The organism is Streptococcus oralis (genome assembly GCF_026782375.1).
In the GTDB taxonomy this organism is placed as follows: Bacteria; Bacillota; Bacilli; order Lactobacillales; family Streptococcaceae; genus Streptococcus; species Streptococcus oralis_CL.
On sequence record NZ_JAKUWJ010000001.1, the window covers coordinates 195,800 to 213,516 of the forward strand.

General features: G+C 41.5%; 20 protein-coding genes. All 20 read left to right on the top strand.

Features of this window, described 5'->3' with window-relative positions; all coding sequences use genetic code 11:
- Positions 1-7 precede the first annotated feature (7 nt).
- The 20 genes from MK409_RS00920 (at position 8) to MK409_RS01015 (ending at position 17,704) form a co-directional block, all read left to right on the top strand.
- Entirely contained in the window at positions 8-619 is a 612-nt protein-coding gene (locus MK409_RS00920) for a cystathionine gamma-synthase (protein WP_268705007.1), read from the top strand.
- 11 nt (positions 620-630) lie between these two features.
- Positions 631-1,965, top strand: a complete 1,335-nt coding sequence (murC, locus tag MK409_RS00925; RefSeq protein WP_268705008.1) for a UDP-N-acetylmuramate--L-alanine ligase — start codon at positions 631-633, stop codon at positions 1,963-1,965.
- A gap of 9 nt (positions 1,966-1,974) precedes the next feature.
- The gene (locus MK409_RS00930) at positions 1,975-2,454 is read left to right on the top strand and encodes a GNAT family N-acetyltransferase (RefSeq protein WP_268705009.1); all 480 of its coding nucleotides are present in this window, start codon (positions 1,975-1,977) and stop codon (positions 2,452-2,454) included.
- Positions 2,451-2,954, top strand: a complete 504-nt coding sequence (locus tag MK409_RS00935; protein WP_268705010.1) for a GNAT family N-acetyltransferase — start codon at positions 2,451-2,453, stop codon at positions 2,952-2,954. The genes MK409_RS00930 and MK409_RS00935 overlap by 4 nt, the downstream gene beginning before the upstream one ends.
- Positions 2,955-3,034: 80 nt before the next feature.
- Complete coding sequence (mltG, locus tag MK409_RS00940; protein WP_268705011.1) at positions 3,035-4,774, top strand: endolytic transglycosylase MltG; 1,740 nt, start codon at positions 3,035-3,037, stop codon at positions 4,772-4,774.
- Between the two features lie 63 nt (positions 4,775-4,837).
- Entirely contained in the window at positions 4,838-5,320 is a 483-nt protein-coding gene (gene greA, locus MK409_RS00945) for a transcription elongation factor GreA (protein WP_000818752.1), read from the top strand.
- Between the two features lie 78 nt (positions 5,321-5,398).
- Positions 5,399-6,763: an amino acid permease gene (locus MK409_RS00950; RefSeq protein WP_000006111.1), complete on the top strand. Its 1,365-nt coding sequence runs from the start codon at positions 5,399-5,401 to the stop codon at positions 6,761-6,763.
- Between the two features lie 99 nt (positions 6,764-6,862).
- On the top strand, positions 6,863-7,273 hold the full coding sequence (locus MK409_RS00955) for a GNAT family N-acetyltransferase (RefSeq protein WP_268705012.1): 411 nt from the start codon (positions 6,863-6,865) through the stop codon (positions 7,271-7,273).
- 198 nt (positions 7,274-7,471) lie between these two features.
- A complete protein-coding gene (locus MK409_RS00960; RefSeq protein WP_000164725.1) occupies positions 7,472-7,681 on the top strand; it encodes a helix-turn-helix transcriptional regulator in 210 nt (69 codons plus the stop codon).
- Entirely contained in the window at positions 7,671-8,144 is a 474-nt protein-coding gene (locus tag MK409_RS00965; protein ID WP_268705013.1) for a DUF6773 family protein, read from the top strand. Before MK409_RS00960 ends, MK409_RS00965 begins: the two co-directional genes overlap by 11 nt.
- A complete protein-coding gene (locus tag MK409_RS00970; protein WP_268705014.1) occupies positions 8,134-8,622 on the top strand; it encodes a DUF6773 family protein in 489 nt (162 codons plus the stop codon). The genes MK409_RS00965 and MK409_RS00970 overlap by 11 nt, the downstream gene beginning before the upstream one ends.
- 116 nt (positions 8,623-8,738) lie before the next feature.
- Positions 8,739-10,184: a nicotinate phosphoribosyltransferase gene (locus MK409_RS00975; RefSeq protein WP_268705015.1), complete on the top strand. Its 1,446-nt coding sequence runs from the start codon at positions 8,739-8,741 to the stop codon at positions 10,182-10,184.
- Between the two features lie 11 nt (positions 10,185-10,195).
- A complete protein-coding gene (gene nadE, locus MK409_RS00980; protein WP_268705016.1) occupies positions 10,196-11,020 on the top strand; it encodes an ammonia-dependent NAD(+) synthetase in 825 nt (274 codons plus the stop codon).
- Positions 11,021-11,410: 390 nt separating this feature from the next.
- A complete protein-coding gene (locus tag MK409_RS00985) occupies positions 11,411-11,962 on the top strand; it encodes a GNAT family N-acetyltransferase (RefSeq protein ID WP_268705017.1) in 552 nt (183 codons plus the stop codon).
- A gap of 163 nt (positions 11,963-12,125) precedes the next feature.
- Entirely contained in the window at positions 12,126-12,836 is a 711-nt protein-coding gene (gene ccdA2, locus MK409_RS00990; protein ID WP_268705018.1) for a thiol-disulfide oxidoreductase-associated membrane protein CcdA2, read from the top strand.
- A gap of 13 nt (positions 12,837-12,849) precedes the next feature.
- Positions 12,850-13,413 carry a redoxin family protein gene (locus MK409_RS00995; protein WP_268705019.1) on the top strand — a complete coding sequence of 188 codons (564 nt, stop codon included), beginning with the start codon at positions 12,850-12,852 and terminating at the stop codon, positions 13,411-13,413.
- A gap of 9 nt (positions 13,414-13,422) precedes the next feature.
- A complete protein-coding gene (msrB, locus tag MK409_RS01000; protein WP_268705020.1) occupies positions 13,423-14,535 on the top strand; it encodes a peptide-methionine (R)-S-oxide reductase MsrB in 1,113 nt (370 codons plus the stop codon).
- Between the two features lie 70 nt (positions 14,536-14,605).
- On the top strand, positions 14,606-15,343 hold the full coding sequence (locus MK409_RS01005; RefSeq protein WP_061427736.1) for a response regulator transcription factor: 738 nt from the start codon (positions 14,606-14,608) through the stop codon (positions 15,341-15,343).
- Positions 15,340-17,031 carry a cache domain-containing sensor histidine kinase gene (locus MK409_RS01010; protein ID WP_268705021.1) on the top strand — a complete coding sequence of 564 codons (1,692 nt, stop codon included), beginning with the start codon at positions 15,340-15,342 and terminating at the stop codon, positions 17,029-17,031. Before MK409_RS01005 ends, MK409_RS01010 begins: the two co-directional genes overlap by 4 nt.
- 109 nt (positions 17,032-17,140) lie before the next feature.
- Positions 17,141-17,704 carry a TIGR01440 family protein gene (locus MK409_RS01015; RefSeq protein WP_268705022.1) on the top strand — a complete coding sequence of 188 codons (564 nt, stop codon included), beginning with the start codon at positions 17,141-17,143 and terminating at the stop codon, positions 17,702-17,704.
- Positions 17,705-17,717: the final 13 nt, after the last annotated feature.

Here is a 17,717-nt window from a genome sequence, read left to right on the forward strand (position 1 = left end):
ATACAAAATGAAACAAGATCGATTTCCATTGGTGTCAGATGACGAGATCATGCTGACCGAAATGCCAGTCATGGACTTGTATGATGAGTCTGACTTTATTAGCAATATCAAAGGTGATTACCGAGATAAAAACTATTTAGAATGGTCTCCTATTGTTGAGGAAGCTAGTGTAGTTGCTCCTGTGGTAAGCAAAAAGCCAGAACCAGCTCCAGAAGTAAAAAAAGTTGAAAAGACTTATGCAGAGTTAGCTCGAGAAGAGGCGCGTGCGGACTTGAAGAAGAAACGTTCAGCCAAGTATTTGACCCAAGATGTTAGCCATACCAGACGACACAATGGTTCAAAACTTGTTCGTCAGGGAAATCAACCCACAGCGCCATTTCAAAAGGAAAATCCAGGTGAGTTTGCCAAATTTAGCAAAAACTTGAGCCAGTCCCACTATATTTTAGCTGAAGAAGTTGGACAAGTAGCGACTCCGAGTCTAGAAAATCAAGCTGGAAAAGCTAAAAAGAACAACTATGATTTTCTGAAGAAGAGCCAAATTTATAATAAAAAGAATAAGCAATCAGAACAGGAACGTCAGGTTGCCCAAGAGTTGAATCTGACAAGAATTACTGAGTAAGGGAGAAAAGCATGTCAAAGACATATCATTTTATTGGAATTAAAGGATCAGGGATGAGTGCCTTGGCCTTGATGTTGCACCAAATGGGGCATAAGGTTCAAGGGTCAGACGTTGAAAAGTACTACTTTACACAACGTGGTTTAGAGCAAGCAGGAATTACCATTCTTCCTTTTGATGAAAAGAATCTGCAAGGTGATGTGGAGATTATCGCGGGGAATGCCTTCCGTCCAGATAACAACGTTGAAATTGCCTATGCAGATCAAAATGGTATCAGCTACAAACGTTACCATGAATTTCTAGGGAGCTTTATGCGTGACTTTGTCAGCATGGGAGTTGCTGGAGCACATGGGAAAACCTCAACAACTGGTATGTTATCTCATGTCTTGTCTCACATCACTGATACCAGCTTCTTGATTGGTGACGGGACAGGTCGTGGTTCCGCTAATGCCAAATATTTTGTCTTTGAATCAGACGAATATGAGCGTCACTTCATGCCTTACCACCCAGAATACTCTATCATCACTAACATTGACTTTGACCATCCAGACTACTTTACAAGTCTAGAGGATGTTTTCAATGCCTTTAACGACTATGCCAAACAAATTACCAAAGGTTTGTTTATCTACGGAGAGGATGCTGAGTTGTGTAAGATTACAGCCAATGCTCCAATCTATTACTATGGTTTTGAAGCTGAGGGCAATGACTTTGTAGCTAGCGATCTCCTTCGTTCAACGACTGGTTCAACCTTTACCGTTCACTTCCGTGGACAAGAATTGGGTCAATTCCACATTCCAACCTTTGGTCGACACAATATCATGAATGCGACAGCTGTTATTGGTCTTCTTTACACAGCAGGTTTTGATTTGAACTTGGTCCGTGAACACTTGAAAACTTTTGCTGGTGTTAAGCGTCGTTTCACTGAGAAAATCGTTAATGACACGGTAATCATCGATGACTTTGCCCACCATCCAACAGAAATCATTGCGACCTTGGATGCAGCTCGTCAAAAATACCCAAGCAAGGAAATCGTGGCAGTCTTCCAACCGCATACCTTTACAAGAACCATTGCCTTGTTGGACGAATTTGCCCATGCATTGAATCAAGCAGACGCCGTCTACCTAGCGCAAATCTATGGATCAGCTCGTGAAGTGGACCATGGTGATGTCAAAGTAGAAGACTTAGCCAATAAAATCAACAAGAAACACCAGGTTATCACTGTTGAAAATGTCTCTCCACTCCTTGACCATGACAATGCTGTTTACGTCTTTATGGGAGCAGGAGACATCCAAACCTATGAGTACTCATTTGAACGTCTCTTGTCTAACCTGACAAGCAACGTCCAATAGGAAAAACAAATGGAAATTCCAATTACTATAAGGCAAGCCACCTTATCAGATCTAGATGAAATGTTGGCGATTGAAGAAGCTAATTTTTCAGCAGAAGAGGCAGTGAGTCGACAATCCTTAGAAGAGTGTATCCGCAAGTCTGCGGGTACCTTTCTTGTAGCTAGGGATGAAAATCAGCTGGTGGGCTATGTTCTTGGAGCTGAAGTGTCAGAGACACACACTCAAGCACTCCTAAACCTTGAAATCAAGCGTTTAGCCATTCATCCAGACCATCGTGGACAAGGTTTGGGAACTCTTCTTCTTGCAGCCTTGAAACAGGTGACAGTCGAACTAGATTATCAAGGTATTCTTTTGCAGAGTCCTGATGAACTACTATCTTATTTTGAAATGAATGGCTTTGTTGAAGAAGAAGTGACAGGGATTCAATATGACAGTGGTTCTGAATGGTATATGACTTGGGTCAATCCTTTTTATCAGGAGGAAATATGAAAATCAGACAAGCAAGATTTTCGGATTTGGACCGAATTTTCGAGATAGAGCTAGAGAATTTCTCCCTGGAAGAAGCCATTCCTCGTTCGGTCTTTGAGGCGCATTTACGTGAAATTCAGACCAGCTTTCTCGTCGCTGAAAAAGAAGGACGTGTCCTTGGCTACATTGAAGGTCCAGTCGTCCCACACCGCCATCTCCATGATCAGTCCTTTACAGAAGAAATAAAAGACTATAGCCATCAACCTGGAGGTTATATCTCTATTACCTGTCTATCCATTGCTAAAGAAGCACAAGCTTTGGGAGTCGGTAAGAGATTGCTGACGGCCCTAAAAGAAGTAGCTTTAGAGCATGAAAGAGAAGGTATCAACCTGACCTGCCATGACTACTTGATTCCCTATTATGAAAAGCACGGTTTTGTTAATGAAGGAGTATCCCAGTCAACCTTTGCAGGTGAGAGCTGGTATGATATGGTTTGGCAACCAGAAAATAAAGAAAACTAGCTAGGGAATGCCCTAGTTAGTTGCTTTTCTGCTACTTTTAAGATATAATATTATGGATTGTCAACAAGGAGGTAAAGCTTTTGACTGAAAAACAAAGAGATACAGAAAAATTAAGTTTTAAAGAGCAGATTCTACGTGACTTAGAGAGAGTGAAAGAACAAGATAGAAGAGAGAGAGAAGTTGAAATTCCAAATGTGAAAACTTCATCAACTCAGCCAAGTTCAGTAACACCTGTAAGTCCAGAACCTGAAACTTCTACGGAAGAGTTGATGGCTGATTCCCTATCTGTTGTCGATAAAATCTTAAAGAATGCACCTAGCGTTCCTCCGCTTTCAAGTTCTGAAATTGAGGAAAAAGATGTACCAGAAGCTAAAGAGGATAGACTGCCAATCATTGATAAGATTGAAGTCGTAGAATCTGAAGAACCTCTAGTAGAGCCGATTCATCTGGCTGAAGAACCTGTTGTGGAGCCAGTCCAACCTAAGGTAGAACCAGTTGAGCTTAAACCCGAAGAAAAAGAATTTAACGATACTCCAACAAAGGTTGCCGTAACCTATAAAACAGAAGACAAGAAAGAGGAAATCACCCCAGATATGCCTGAAAGAGTAGAGCCTGTTTCTACAGAATCTGGCAGTGGGTTAGCTGATGCTCCGCGTCGTAGTCGTCGCCAAGGTGCAAAACCAGCTAAGAAAAAATCAAAAGCCAAAGGTTGCCTATTAACAGTTCTAGTTCTCCTAGTTCTTGTGGCAGTTGGTGGATATTTTGGTTATGGTTATGTTCAAGATTCCTTGAAACCAGTTGATGCAAGTTCTAAAGAATATGTAACGGTTCAAATCCCAGATGGTGCAAATGTTCAAGAAATTGGAAGCACCTTAGAAAAATCTGGTTTGGTTAAACATGGACTTATCTTTAGTCTTTATGCTAAATACTATAGCCATGCTAACTTGAAGTCAGGTTATTACAACTTGAAGAAGAGTATGAGTACGGATGAGTTGATTCAAGAATTGGAAAAAGGTGGGACTCCTGAAGCTCAGGCACCTGTTCTTGCAAACTTGACAATTCCAGAAGGCTATACATTAGAGCAAATCGCTCAAACAGTAGGACAACTTCAAGGTGAATTTAAAGAACCTCTTACTGCGGATGCTTTCTTGGCAAAAGTTCAAGATGAGACCTTTATCTCACAATTAGTAGCCAAGTATCCAAACCTACTTGGAAGTCTTCCAACAAAAGACAGTGGCGTTCGTTATCGTCTTGAAGGCTACCTTTTCCCAGCGACCTATACGATCAAAGACAGTACAACTGTTGAAAGTTTGATTGATGAGATGGTGGCTGCTATGGATAAGGCTATGTCACCATATTACGCTACGATCAAAGAAAAGAATCTGACAGTTAATGAATTGCTCAGCATTGCTTCTCTTGTCGAAAAAGAAGGTGCTAAGACCGAAGACCGCAAGAAAATCGCAGGTGTCTTCTATAACCGTTTGAATGTCGGCATGCCACTTCAAAGCAACATTGCTATCCTGTATGCTGAAGGCAAACTTGGTCAAAAGATTAGTTTAGCTGATGACGCTACAATTGATACAAATATCGACTCACCATACAATGTCTATACGCATCTTGGCCTCATGCCTGGACCAGTTGATAGTCCAAGTCTGGATGCTATTGAAGCAAGTGTAAATCAGACAAAGAGTGACTACTTGTATTTTGTAGCCAATGTAGAAGATGGTAAAGTATACTTTGCAACAACCAAAGAAGAACATGATCAAAATGTTGCAGAGCATATCAATAGCAAATTACCCCAATCAAGTAGTTCAAACTAAAATTATGTGGTTTTCCACATAATTTTGTTTTAAAAACCTAATAGAAAAAGAAAGTTGAGAAAAATGGCAGAAAAAACTTATCCAATGACCCTTGAAGAAAAGGAAAAACTTGAAAAAGAATTAGAAGAATTGAAACTCGTTCGTCGTCCCGAAGTTGTAGAGCGTATCAAAATCGCTCGTTCATACGGAGACCTTTCAGAAAACAGTGAATATGAAGCAGCAAAAGATGAACAAGCCTTTGTTGAAGGACAAATCTCTAGTTTGGAAACAAAGATTCGCTATGCTGAAATCGTCAATAGCGATGCAGTTGCACTGGATGAAGTTGCGATTGGTAAGACTGTAACTATCCAAGAAGTCGGTGAAGACGATGAAGAAGTTTACATCATCGTTGGTTCTGCGGGTGCAGATGCTTTTGCTGGTAAAGTATCAAATGAGAGTCCGATTGGACAAGCCTTGATTGGTAAAAAGACTGGAGATACAGCAACCATCGAGACACCAGTTGGCAGCTATCAAGTAAAAATCTTGAAGGTTGAAAAAACAGCTTAATGAGAATAAAAAGGAGTAGGGGAGGCTTTTCGCCTCGTTCAACTCCTTTTTGGTTTTTTAGATGAAATGGGGGACTATATGAGTGAATACAAGAAGAAAAATAAAATGGAGCGTGGATTAACCAATCGCCATGTTCAGGTGATGGCTATTGCGGGAACAATCGGAACAGGACTTTTCCTAGGTGCTGGTCGCTCTATCAGCCTTACAGGACCTTCGATCATCCTGATTTATATGATTACAGGAGCCTTTATGTTTTTGATGATGAGAGCTGTTGGGGAGATGCTGTATCAGGATCCAGAACAGCATACCTTTATCAACTTTATCACCCGTCATTTGGGGAAAGGCTGGGGATATTTTTCAGTTTGGTCTTATTGGTTGTCTGTTGTCTTTATCGGTATGGCAGAAATCACTGCCATCTCAGACTATGTCCGCTTCTGGTTCCCTACCTGGCCCAGCTGGATGATTCAGCTTGTCTTTTTAACGATTTTGGCTTTGGTCAACCTGATTGCGGTTAAGCTCTTTGGAGAAGTCGAGTTTTGGTTTGCTATGGTCAAGATTGTGGCGATTTTAGCTATGATTGCCACTGGAGTCTTTATGGTTTTGACGGGCTTTAAGACACCGCATGGTGTTGCAAGTTTGGCAAATATCAGCGACCAGTTCTCTCTTTTTCCAAACGGAGTTATGAACTTTGTCATGGCCTTTCAAATGGTATTTTTTGCCTATCTGATGATTGAATTTATCGGAGTGACAACTTCTGAAACAAAGAACCCTCGTCAGGTCTTGCCCAAAGCTGTTAAGGAAATTCCTCTCAGAATTATCTTCTTCTATGGGGGAGCTCTCATTGCGATTATGGCCATTATTCCTTGGTCTTATCTTAATTCTTCAGATTCTCCATTTGTAACGGTTTTTGAACTGGCGGGAATCAAGTGGGCAGCAGCTCTAATCAACTTTGTTGTCTTGACCTCAGCGGCGTCTGCTCTTAACTCAACTCTCTACTCAACAGGGAGACACTTATATCAGATTGCCCATGATTCGCCCAATCGTTTCTTAAAGGCCATCAAGGTCGATACCCTTTCTCGCCACAATGTTCCACAAAATGCCATCATCGCCTCAGCAATCTTGATTGCTCTCGCCGCCTTTATCAATGTGTTGCCAGGTGTTTCAGATGCTTTTGCTTTGATCACAGCATCCTCATCAGGTGTTTATATCGCGATTTATATCTTGATTATGGTGGCCCATCTTAAATACCGCAAGTCACAAGATTTCATGGCTGATGGCTACCTCATGCCTCAGTATCGCTTGCTTAATCCCCTAACCATCCTCTTTTTTGTCTTTGTTTTTGTGACTCTCTTTTTGCAAGAGTCGACTTTCATGGGGGCAGTTGGTTCTGCTATCTGGATCCTTGTTTTTGGGATTTATAGTCAGTGGAAATTTAGAAAATAAATCATGAACTCATCAACTCTGTTTGGTGAGTTTTTCTAGTTTGACAGTCCATCGAAATAAGACTATAATCAAGCTGTAGCAGTTTATTAGGAGGTTTGAATGCACGTTAGATTGGAAAATATGGAATCACATAAAGCGCAAGAAATTGGGACTTTGATTCGTGCTTATAATCGTTCCAAAAGAGAAGAGGCTGAGAGCGAGCCACTGAATCTTTATGTCGAAGACGAAAAGGGCAATCTCATGGCGGGCTTAGTAGCTGAGACTTTCGGAAATTGGCTGGAAATCGAATATTTGTTTGTGAAAGAGGAGCTACGAGGACAAGGAATTGGTTCGAAACTACTGCAACAAGCAGAAAATGAAGCTAAGAATCGAAATTGTCGTTTTGCTTTTGTCAATACCTACCAGTTTCAAGCCCCAGATTTTTATCTAAGTTATGGCTACAAGGAAGTTTTTACCTTGCAAGACTATCCCTACACAGGACAAAGATACTATTACCAAAAGGATTTGTGACCTAGACTTCTATCCTTTGAAGAGGAGCTTAGCTAAGTATCAAATAAGAACGAATACTCTTTATCATGTAAGATGATAGAGAGTTTTTTTGTTAATAAAATATTACAAAATGACATTTATATATTGCATTAAGTTAGATATATGGTATAATATTTTTAAAAGAAGCGCAACTTTTTAAAATGTTGAAGGAGGACGCTAGTGACTAAAAATTTAAAATTAAAATTAGCTCGGGTGGAGCGTGATTTAACACAAGGGGATTTGGCAGAAGCTGTAGGTGTTACTAGGCAGACTATAGGTCTGATTGAAGCTGGAAAATACAATCCTAGTCTCTCCCTCTGCCAGTCCATTTGCAGATGCTTAGGCAAAACTTTAGATCAATTATTTTGGGAGGAAGAAGATGAAAAATAGAAAGAAACTTGTGATTAAAGATGAACGTACGGAAAAATTGGACGGAAACATTTCAGGAGAAATTCTCTTGGGAATTTGCCTATTTTTGGCACTGGAAATTTTTGCCAAAGTTTATATTTTCAATTTAACACTTTTGTCCTATTTACCAGAATTACTTTTATTGATTGGAGTCGGTTTGTATGCCATTATTCGCCGCATGTATGTTGGAATTGACATTCGAGATATTGTTGAGAATACCGGAAAAGAAAGAATTTTATCTGCTTTGGGATTCTCTATAGTGATTTTATTGATTGATATCGTTGGCAATCGCGAGGAACTGGTCAATCTATTGACTTGGAAGTACTCCCTAAAAGTGGTTCTAGCAGTTATCATCTATCTCGTTGGGAGTTTTTCTATGGATAGAGTTATCCTATACTTGAATCGCAGAAATCAGCAAGTTTGGGAGGAAGAAGATGAAAAATAGATTTTTTTATTATCAATTATTAGACGAAAGAGAAGAACAACTGATGAATAAAGCGGGGGCTGAAAGTTTCTATATCTCTATAGCTTTCTTGCTTTTATCTTATATGATTGCAGTATTAGCACCAAGTCTTTTTAATCCGAGAATGATTCTCATCATTATCATTATTGGAACTTCTTACTTTTTCGGCCGTGCTCGAGATTTGGGTGTGAACTACTATAGTCGTTTTCATTTTACAATTTTAGGGTGTTTGCTGGTAACTCTCGCTATTACGACTCTCTTGATGTTGGAGAATTATCAATTTAACATAGAAATTTATCAGCACAGTCCTTTGAACGTTAAATACTTATCTGCTTGGATCATTACTTATCTGATTTACCTTCCTTGGGTTTTTATCGGCAATCTCGGTCTTAAAAGTTATGGCGAATGGGCTCAAAAAAAGTTTGAGCGAGATATGGATGAACTGGAGAACGGAGAATAGCTTGTTAGCTTTTTATCAATCTCGGTAAAATGTGTTATAATAGTACTAATTTATCGAACGGTGTGAAAGTGGTAGAATACGTTCATACCTTTGTAAAGTAGGAAGAAGGAAAACATATGTATCCAGATGATAGTTTGACATTGCACACGGACTTGTACCAGATTAACATGATGCAAGTTTACTTTGACCAAGGGATTCACAATAAAAAGGCGGTCTTTGAGGTTTACTTCCGCCAGCAACCGTTTAACAACGGTTATGCGGTTTTTGCTGGTTTGGAAAGAATTGTACATTATCTTGAAGACTTACGCTTTTCAGATAGCGATATTGCCTACTTGGAGACGCTTGGGTATCATGGAGAATTCTTGGATTACCTACGAAATCTCAAGTTAGAACTAACGGTTCGTTCTGCTCAGGAAGGGGACTTGGTTTTTGCTAATGAGCCGATTGTGCAGGTTGAAGGACCTCTAGTCCAATGTCAATTGGTTGAAACGGCTCTCTTAAACATCGTTAACTTTCAAACCTTGATAGCGACCAAGGCAGCACGTATTCGTTCAGTCATTGAAGATGAGCCTTTGATGGAATTCGGGACACGTCGTGCGCAAGAAATGGATGCAGCTATCTGGGGAACACGCGCAGCCGTGATTGGTGGAGCCAACGGAACTAGCAACGTGCGAGCAGGGAAGCTCTTTGGCATTCCTGTCTTAGGTACTCATGCCCATGCCTTGGTACAGGTTTATGGAAACGACTATGAGGCCTTTAAGGCCTATGCTTCAACCCATCGTGACTGTGTCTTTCTAGTAGATACATATGATACACTTCGCATCGGTGTGCCAGCTGCCATTCAGGTAGCTCGTGAACTGGGAGACAAGATTAATTTTAAAGGCGTTCGTATTGACTCAGGGGATATTGCCTATATCTCCAAGAAAGTTCGCCAACAGTTGGATGAGGCTGGATATCCAGATGCTAAGATATATGCTTCCAATGACTTGGATGAAAATACCATCCTCAACCTCAAAATGCAACACGCTAAGATTGATGTTTGGGGGGTGGGTACCAAGCTGATTACAGCCTATGATCAGCCTGCTCTTGGCGCAGTTTATAAGATTGTGGCCATCGAAGATGAAACTGGTCAGATGCGCAATACCATCAAGCTTTCAAGCAATGCTGAAAAAGTATCGACACCAGGTAAGAAGCAGGTATGGCGCATTACCAGTCGTGAAAAAGGCAAGTCAGAAGGTGACTACATCACCTATGACGGTGTGGATGTTGTCAGCATGACTGAAATCAAGATGTTCCATCCGACTTATACATATATCAAGAAGACCGTTCGAAATTTTGATGCCGTTCCTCTCTTGGTGGATATTTTCAAAGAAGGAACATTAGTTTACAACTTGCCTAGTTTAACTGATATTCAAGCCTATGCTCGTAAGGAATTTGATAAGTTATGGGATGAATACAAGCGCGTGCTCAACCCGCAACATTATCCAGTAGATTTGGCGCGTGATATTTGGCAAGATAAGATGGACTTGATTGATAAGATGCGTAAGGAAGCTCTTGGTTAAGGAGAAGAAGAATGAGTTTGCAAGAGACCATTATCCAGCAACTGGGCGTCAAACCAGTGATTGACGCCCAGGAAGAAATTCGTCGTTCGATTGATTTCTTAAAGAGATACTTGAAAAAACACCCCTTCCTTAAAACCTTTGTACTAGGAATTTCTGGGGGTCAGGATTCAACCTTGGCAGGGCGTTTGGCGCAATTAGCTATGGAAGAAATGCGAGCAGAGACAGGAGATGACAGCTACCAATTTGTCGCTGTCCGCCTGCCATATGGCGTGCAAGCAGATGAGGCAGATGCTCAAAAAGCTCTTGCTTTCATCCAGCCAGATGTCAGTCTAGTTGTAAATATCAAGGAATCAGCTGATGCTATGACAGCTGCAGTCGAAGCGACAGGAAGTCCTGTTTCAGACTTTAACAAGGGAAATATCAAGGCTCGTAGTCGTATGATTGCCCAATATGCCCTTGCGGGTGCCCATAGCGGAGCGGTCATTGGAACAGACCATGCTGCGGAAAATATCACAGGCTTTTTTACTAAGTTTGGTGACGGTGGTGCAGACATTCTCCCTCTTTACCGCCTCAATAAACGCCAAGGAAAACAACTCTTGAAGGAACTTGGTGCAGACCCAGCCCTTTATGAAAAAATCCCAACAGCAGATTTGGAAGAAGAAAAACCAGGTATTGCAGACGAAGTAGCCTTGGGAGTCACATACAATGAAATTGATGACTACCTTGAAGGCAAAACCATCAGTCCAGAATCCCAAGCGACTATTGAAAACTGGTGGCACAAAGGCCAACACAAACGCCACTTACCAATCACCGTATTTGATGACTTTTGGGAGTAAAAAGGTCCGGGGGACCTTTTTAGCCCGAGTCTAGAAACGAGAAAGCGAGGCAGATTCGGTAACTCGTAGAGTTCGATTTCGTTGTCTCACCCCCGCAACGATGACTAGGTTTGAAAAAGCTTGGTAAAGCGCATTTCAAACCAGACAGCGACTGCGTCAAGTAACTAGATGAAAAACTTGTTTTCTAGCTGTTGCTGAGTATAGTCTTTTTACCCTGAGCCTAGAAATAAGAAAGCGAGGAAGGTCCCGAGGACCTTTTTACCCCGAGCATGGAAACAAGTGAGCGAGGAAGGTCCAAGGGACCTTCTTCGCTTCTCGTCATGAATAGAGAGTAAGGTAGAGCAATGGAAGTATAGACCTACTCTCAAAGATAGAAAGCGAGGGAACATCATGAAAGCAATCGGTACGCAAACCTTACAAACAGACCGTTTGATTTTGAGAAGATTTGTGGAGAGTGATGCGGAAGCTATGTTTCAAAATTGGGCTTCATCTGCTGAGAATCTAATCTATGTTTCTTGGGATCCTCATCATGATGTCGAGGTGACTCGGAACTCGATTCAAAATTGGGTTGCTTCTTATGTCAATCCCAACTATTACAAATGGGCCATTTGTCTCAAAGAGAACCCAGAGCATGTGATAGGAGATATCAGCATCATTGAAATGCACGAGGAAGATTTAAGTTGTGAAATTGGGTATGTTTTAGGAAAAGATTATTGGGGTCGTGGTATGATGACGGAGGCCTTGAAAGCTGTGTTAGACTTTTGTTTTACTCAAGCAGGCTTTCAAAAAGTCAGAGCTCGTTACGCCAGTCTCAACCCAGCTTCAGGCCGTGTGATGGAAAAAGCGGGAATGTCTTATCTAAAAACCATTGCCAATGGTGTGGAGAGAAAAAACTACGTTGCGGACCTTATTTATTACCAGATAAGTAGGGAGGACAGGTGATTCTCTTTTCTGTTTCTACCAAAGTCAGACCTTGTCTGGCTTTTTTTGTGCCAGATTTCTAAATAAACTGATTAAATTCCTATTTTTCCCTATCATTGTCCCTGTTTTTTCTGGAGTTTTGGGGATATAATAGACCTATCAAATCAAAGAATGGAGGAAGGCAATGGACAATGTAATCTTTTTTATCAGTGTTTTTCTTGCTGGAATTCTTTCCTTCTTTTCTCCTTGTATTTTACCCTTGTTGCCAGTCTATGCAGGAGTTTTACTTGATGACAAAGATGGTACTCAGGCTTCCAGCGGAAATTTTTCAATCTCACTTGTTAGTCTATTGCGAACTATGGCCTTTATAGCGGGGATTTCCTTTGTTTTTATCTTACTGGGCTATGGAGCTGGTTTTTTAGGCAATTTGCTGTATGCTTCTTGGTTTCAGTATGTGACGGGTGCGATTATCATTCTCTTGGGCTTGCACCAGATGGAAGTCTTACATTTGCAGGGACTCTACAAGGAAAGAAGGCTACAATTAAAGAGACAGGATCAAAACGCTAACGGCTATAGTCAGGCATTTTTACTAGGGTTAACCTTTAGTTTTGCTTGGACGCCGTGTGTAGGGCCGGTTTTGGGCTCTGTTTTAGCCTTGGCGGCTTCAGGTGGTTCAGGTGCTTGGCAGGGAGCTGGTCTCATGTTGGTTTACACACTGGGTTTGGCGCTACCGTTTTTAGTTCTAGCTCTCGTCTCCAGCTATGTTTTGAAACATTTCCGAAAACTCCATCCTTATCTCGGAATCCTCAAAAAAGTAGGTGGTTTCCTCATTATCGTGATGGGAATCTTGGTACTTTTGGGAAATGCTTCCATTTTGACAAGATTATTTGAATAGAGAGGAAAAAGAAATGAAAAAATGGCAAACATGTCTCCTTGGAGTAGGCTCAATCTGTTGCTTGGTAGCCTGTTCGGCTAAAAACATGTCAGACGAGTCTACTATGAAGGAGCAATCCAAAACAGAACAAGTTAGTTCACAAACTGCGACTAAAGGTCAGGCGGTTGCTGATTTTGAACTGATGGGAGTAGATGGTAAGACCTATCGTTTATCTGATTACAAGGGCAAGAAAGTCTATCTTAAATTCTGGGCTTCTTGGTGTTCCATCTGTCTAGCCAGTCTTCCAGATACGGATGAAATTGCTAAGGATGCTGGAAACGACTACGTGGTCTTGACAGTGGTGTCTCCTGGTCACAAGGGGGAGCAATCTGAAGCAGACTTTAAGAACTGGTACAAGGGTTTGGATTATAAAAATTTTCCAGTTCTAATTGATCCATCAGGTAAACTCTTGGAAAGTTATGGTGTCCGTTCTTATCCGACTCAAGCCTTTATAGACAAGGAAGGTAAGCTGGTCAAAACGCAACCAGGTTTTATGGATAAGGATATGATTTTAAAAGAATTGAAAGAAATGGGGTAGAGAAAGGCTATGAATGATAAAGTAAAATTGTTTGTCTTGGCAGGGGTCATTCTCCTAGTCCTAACCGGTTTTTATTTTCTATTGACGCGAAATGCAGGGCAGACAGATAGCTCGCAAATTGAGAAAGCATCCGTTAGCCAAGGAGGAAAAACAGTGAAAAAAACAGAAGTGAGTAAAGACGCAGACTTGCACGAAATTTATCTAGCTGGGGGATGTTTCTGGGGAGTGGAGGAATACTTCTCACGCGTGTCTGGAGTAACCGATGCCGTTTCAGGCTATGCAAACGGTAGAGGGGAAACAACTAAGTACGAATTGATTAATCAAACAGGCCATGCAGAGACTGTCCATGTTACTTATGATGCTAATCAAATTTCCCTCAAGGAAATCCTGCTTCATTACTTCCGCATTATCAATCCAACCAGCAAAAATAAACAAGGAAATGATGTGGGGACTCAGTATCGTACTGGTGTTTATTACACAGATGACAAGGATTTGGAAGTAATCAACCAAGTCTTTGATGAAGTTGCTAAAAAATATGACCAACCTCTGGCAGTTGAAAAGGAAAACTTGAAGAATTTTGTGGTGGCTGAGGATTATCACCAAGACTACCTCAAGAAAAATCCAAATGGTTACTGTCATATCAATGTCAATCAGGCTGCCTACCCCGTCATCGATGCCAGCAAATATCCTAAACCAAGTGATGAGGAATTGAAAAAGACCTTGTCACCTGAGGAGTACGCAGTTACCCAGAAAAATCAAACAGAACGAGCTTTTTCAAACCGCTACTGGGATAAATTTGAATCCGGTATCTATGTGGATGTGGCCACTGGCGAACCTCTCTTTTCATCAAAGGATAAGTTTGAGTCTGGTTGTGGCTGGCCTAGTTTCACCCAACCAATTAGTCCAGATGTTGTCACTTATAAGGAAGATAAGTCTTACAATATGACGCGCATGGAAGTGAGAAGCCGAGTTGGAGATTCTCACCTTGGCCATGTCTTTACAGATGGGCCTCAGGACAAGGGTGGCTTGCGCTACTGTATCAATAGTCTTTCTATCCGATTTATTCCCAAAGACCAAATGGAAGAAAAAGGCTATGCTTATTTACTAGATTATGTTGATTAAGAAGTCTTTCCTAAGCAGTTAGAGGAGAATTTTGCTATACTGATACTAGTAAGTGACAAAGGAGTAGAGCATGACCTACACAATCTTAATCGTAGAGGATGAATATCTAGTAAGACAAGGCTTGACCAAGCTGGTCAATGTAGCAGCCTACGATATGGAGATCATCGGTCAGGCTGAAAATGGAAGACAGGCTTGGGACTTGATTCAAAAGCAGGTGCCAGACATCATTTTAACCGATATCAACATGCCTCAGCTAAATGGCATCCAGTTGGCCAGTCTGGTACGAGAAACCTATCCACAAGTTCATTTGGTCTTTTTGACAGGTTACGGTGATTTTGATTATGCCTTGTCTGCTGTCAAACTAGGTGTGGATGACTACCTGCTCAAGCCCTTTTCTCGTCAGGATATTGAGGAAATGTTGGGGAAAATCAAGCAAAAACTAGACAAGGAAGAAAAGGAAGAGCAGTTACAAGATTTATTAACCGATAAGTTTGAGGGAAATATTGCTCAGAAGATCCAGTCTCATCTAGCTGACAGTCAGTTTAGTTTGAAGTCTTTGGCCAGTGACCTAGGTTTTAGTCCGACTTATTTGAGTTCCTTGATTAAGAAAGAGTTGGGCCTACCTTTTCAGGATTACCTGGTGAGAGAGCGTGTCAAACAAGCCAAGCTCTTGCTTCTGACCTCAGATTTAAAGATTTATGAGATAGCCGAAAAGGTTGGTTTTGAAGATATGAACTACTTTACCCAACGCTTTAAACAGATTGCAGGTGTGACCCCTCGTCAGTTTAAGAAGGGGGAAGGTCAATGAAGCGTTCTTCTCTCCTAGTCAGAATGGTTATTTCCATCTTTCTGGTCTTTCTCATTCTCCTAGCTCTGGTTGGGACTTTCTACTATCAATCTAGTTCTTCAGCCATTGAGGCTACCATTGAAGGCAATAGCCAAACGACTATCAGTCAGGCTAGCCACTTTATCCAGTCTTATATCAAAAAATTAGAAACCACCTCGTCTGGTTTGACCCAGCAGAAGGATGTGTTGGCCTATGCTGAGAATCCCAGTCAAGATAAGGTCGAGGAAATCCGAGATCTATTTTTGACCATCTTAAAGGCTGACCAGGACTTGAAAACGATGGTACTGGTTACCAAATCCGGTCAGGTTATTTCTACAGATGACAGTGTGCAGATGAAAACTTCCTCAGATATGATGGTTGAGGATTGGTACCAAAAGGCCATTCATCAAGAGGCTAAGCCTGTTTTGACACCAGCTCGTAAATCAGACAGTCAGTGGGTTATTTCTGTTACTCAGGAACTGGTTGATGCAAAGGGAGCCAATCTTGGCGTGCTTCGTTTGGATATTTCTTATGAAACTCTGGAAGCCTATCTAAATCAACTTCAGTTGGGTCAGCAGGGATTTGCCTTTATCATCAATGAAAAGCATGAATTTGTTTATCATCCGCAACACACAGTTTATAGCTCAGCGAGTGAAATGGAGGCCATGAAACCCTATATTGAGACAGGGCAGGGTTATACTCCAGACCACCAATCCTATGTGAGTCAGGAAAAGATTGCAGGAACTGATTGGACGGTTATAGGTGTATCTTCACTGGAGAAGTTAGACCAGGTTCGGAGTCAACTCATGTGGACCTTGTTTGGGGCAAGTGTCACGTCTCTATTTGCCTGTCTCTGCTTGGTGTGGTTCAGCCTCAAACGTTGGATTGCCCCTTTGAAGGATTTGAGAGAAACCATGCTGAAAATTGCTTCTGGTACACAAAATCTGCGTGCTAAGGAAGCTGGCGCCTCTGAACTGAGAGAAGTGACTCGCCAGTTTAATGACATGTTGGATCAGATTAATCAGCTGATGGCAGCTATTCGCAGACAGGAAGAAACGACCAGGCAGTATGAACTTCAAGCCTTGTCAAGTCAGATCAATCCGCATTTTCTCTATAATACTTTGGACACTATCATCTGGATGGCTGAATTTCAGGATAGTCAGCGAGTGGTTCAGGTGACCAAGTCCTTGGCAACCTATTTCCGCTTGGCGCTCAATCAAGGAAAGGATTTGATTTCTCTTTCTGATGAAATCAATCATGTGCGCCAGTACCTCTTTATCCAGAAACAACGCTATGGGGATAAGCTGGAGTATGAGATTGATGAAGATCCTGCTTTTGGTAACCTAGTCTTACCCAAGTTGGTGCTACAACCCCTTGTAGAAAATGCTCTTTACCATGGCATTAAGGAAAAGGAAGGTCAGGGCCATATTAAAGTTTCTGTTCAGAAACAGAATACAGGGCTTGTCATCCGCATTGAGGATGATGGCGTTGGCTTCCAAGCTGCTGGCGATAGCAGTCAAAGTCAACTCAAACGTGGGGGAGTTGGCCTTCAAAATGTCGACCAACGACTCAAACTTCATTTTGGAGACAATTACCAGATGAAGATCAATTCTGCACCCGAAAAAGGGACGATAGTTGAAATATGCATTAATAAAATAGTAATTAGCTAACTCCCAGTCTATTCTGGGAGTTTTGCTTTTAAAATTCAGAATGATTAGTTGGCCTTGATAAAATCAGTAAAAAAAGATATGATAGATAGTGACAAAAGAGGTATCAAGTATGAAGGAAAAAGACATTCAAAGAGCAACAAGCCAGATTGTAGAAGATGTAATAGAAAAGTCTAATTTGAAGCAAGGAGCTATCTTTGTTTTGGGCCTTTCTTCTAGTGAGGTGATAGGTGGTCAGATTGGCAAGGAATCCAGTCAAGAAATTGGGGAAATCATTGTGAAAACCATCCTAGATATCCTAGAGGAAAAAGGAATTCATCTAGCTGTTCAAGGTTGTGAACATGTCAATCGAGCCCTCGTTGTTGAACGTCAGGTGGCAGAGCAGTTTGGCCTGGAAATTGTTAGTGTCCTTCCGACACTTCATGCAGGAGGTTCGGGTCAATTGGCAGCCTTCAAGTTTATGCAGGATCCAGTTGAGGTCGAATTTATCAAGGCCCATGCTGGGTTGGATATCGGAGATACTGCGATTGGCATGCATGTTAAGCATGTTCAGGTTCCGATTCGCCCTCTTTTGAGAGAAATTGGGCATGCCCATGTAACGGCTCTTGCAAGTCGTCCCAAACTAATCGGAGGTGCGCGTGCGCATTATCCTGAAGACTTCATAAGAAAGTCATAAGTGGGCTGAAAGT

Bases quoted from the DNA above. Each gene is read 5' to 3' on its own strand.
- MK409_RS00955 (WP_268705012.1), top strand. From the start codon at position 6,863: ATGCACGTTAGATTGGAAAATATGGAATCACATAAAGCGCAAGAAATT.
- MK409_RS00920 (WP_268705007.1), top strand. From the start codon at position 8: ATGAAACAAGATCGATTTCCATTGGTGTCAGATGACGAGATCATGCTG.
- MK409_RS00975 (WP_268705015.1), top strand. From the start codon at position 8,739: ATGTATCCAGATGATAGTTTGACATTGCACACGGACTTGTACCAGATT.
- MK409_RS00935 (WP_268705010.1), top strand. From the start codon at position 2,451: ATGAAAATCAGACAAGCAAGATTTTCGGATTTGGACCGAATTTTCGAG.
- MK409_RS00970 (WP_268705014.1), top strand. From the start codon at position 8,134: ATGAAAAATAGATTTTTTTATTATCAATTATTAGACGAAAGAGAAGAA.
- nadE (WP_268705016.1), top strand. From the start codon at position 10,196: ATGAGTTTGCAAGAGACCATTATCCAGCAACTGGGCGTCAAACCAGTG.
- MK409_RS01010 (WP_268705021.1), top strand. From the start codon at position 15,340: ATGAAGCGTTCTTCTCTCCTAGTCAGAATGGTTATTTCCATCTTTCTG.
- msrB (WP_268705020.1), top strand. From the start codon at position 13,423: ATGAATGATAAAGTAAAATTGTTTGTCTTGGCAGGGGTCATTCTCCTA.
- MK409_RS01005 (WP_061427736.1), top strand. From the start codon at position 14,606: ATGACCTACACAATCTTAATCGTAGAGGATGAATATCTAGTAAGACAA.
- greA (WP_000818752.1), top strand. From the start codon at position 4,838: ATGGCAGAAAAAACTTATCCAATGACCCTTGAAGAAAAGGAAAAACTT.
- MK409_RS00950 (WP_000006111.1), top strand. From the start codon at position 5,399: ATGAGTGAATACAAGAAGAAAAATAAAATGGAGCGTGGATTAACCAAT.
- murC (WP_268705008.1), top strand. From the start codon at position 631: ATGTCAAAGACATATCATTTTATTGGAATTAAAGGATCAGGGATGAGT.
- MK409_RS00965 (WP_268705013.1), top strand. From the start codon at position 7,671: ATGAAAAATAGAAAGAAACTTGTGATTAAAGATGAACGTACGGAAAAA.
- MK409_RS00995 (WP_268705019.1), top strand. From the start codon at position 12,850: ATGAAAAAATGGCAAACATGTCTCCTTGGAGTAGGCTCAATCTGTTGC.
- MK409_RS01015 (WP_268705022.1), top strand. From the start codon at position 17,141: ATGAAGGAAAAAGACATTCAAAGAGCAACAAGCCAGATTGTAGAAGAT.
- MK409_RS00930 (WP_268705009.1), top strand. From the start codon at position 1,975: ATGGAAATTCCAATTACTATAAGGCAAGCCACCTTATCAGATCTAGAT.
- MK409_RS00985 (WP_268705017.1), top strand. From the start codon at position 11,411: ATGAAAGCAATCGGTACGCAAACCTTACAAACAGACCGTTTGATTTTG.
- ccdA2 (WP_268705018.1), top strand. From the start codon at position 12,126: ATGGACAATGTAATCTTTTTTATCAGTGTTTTTCTTGCTGGAATTCTT.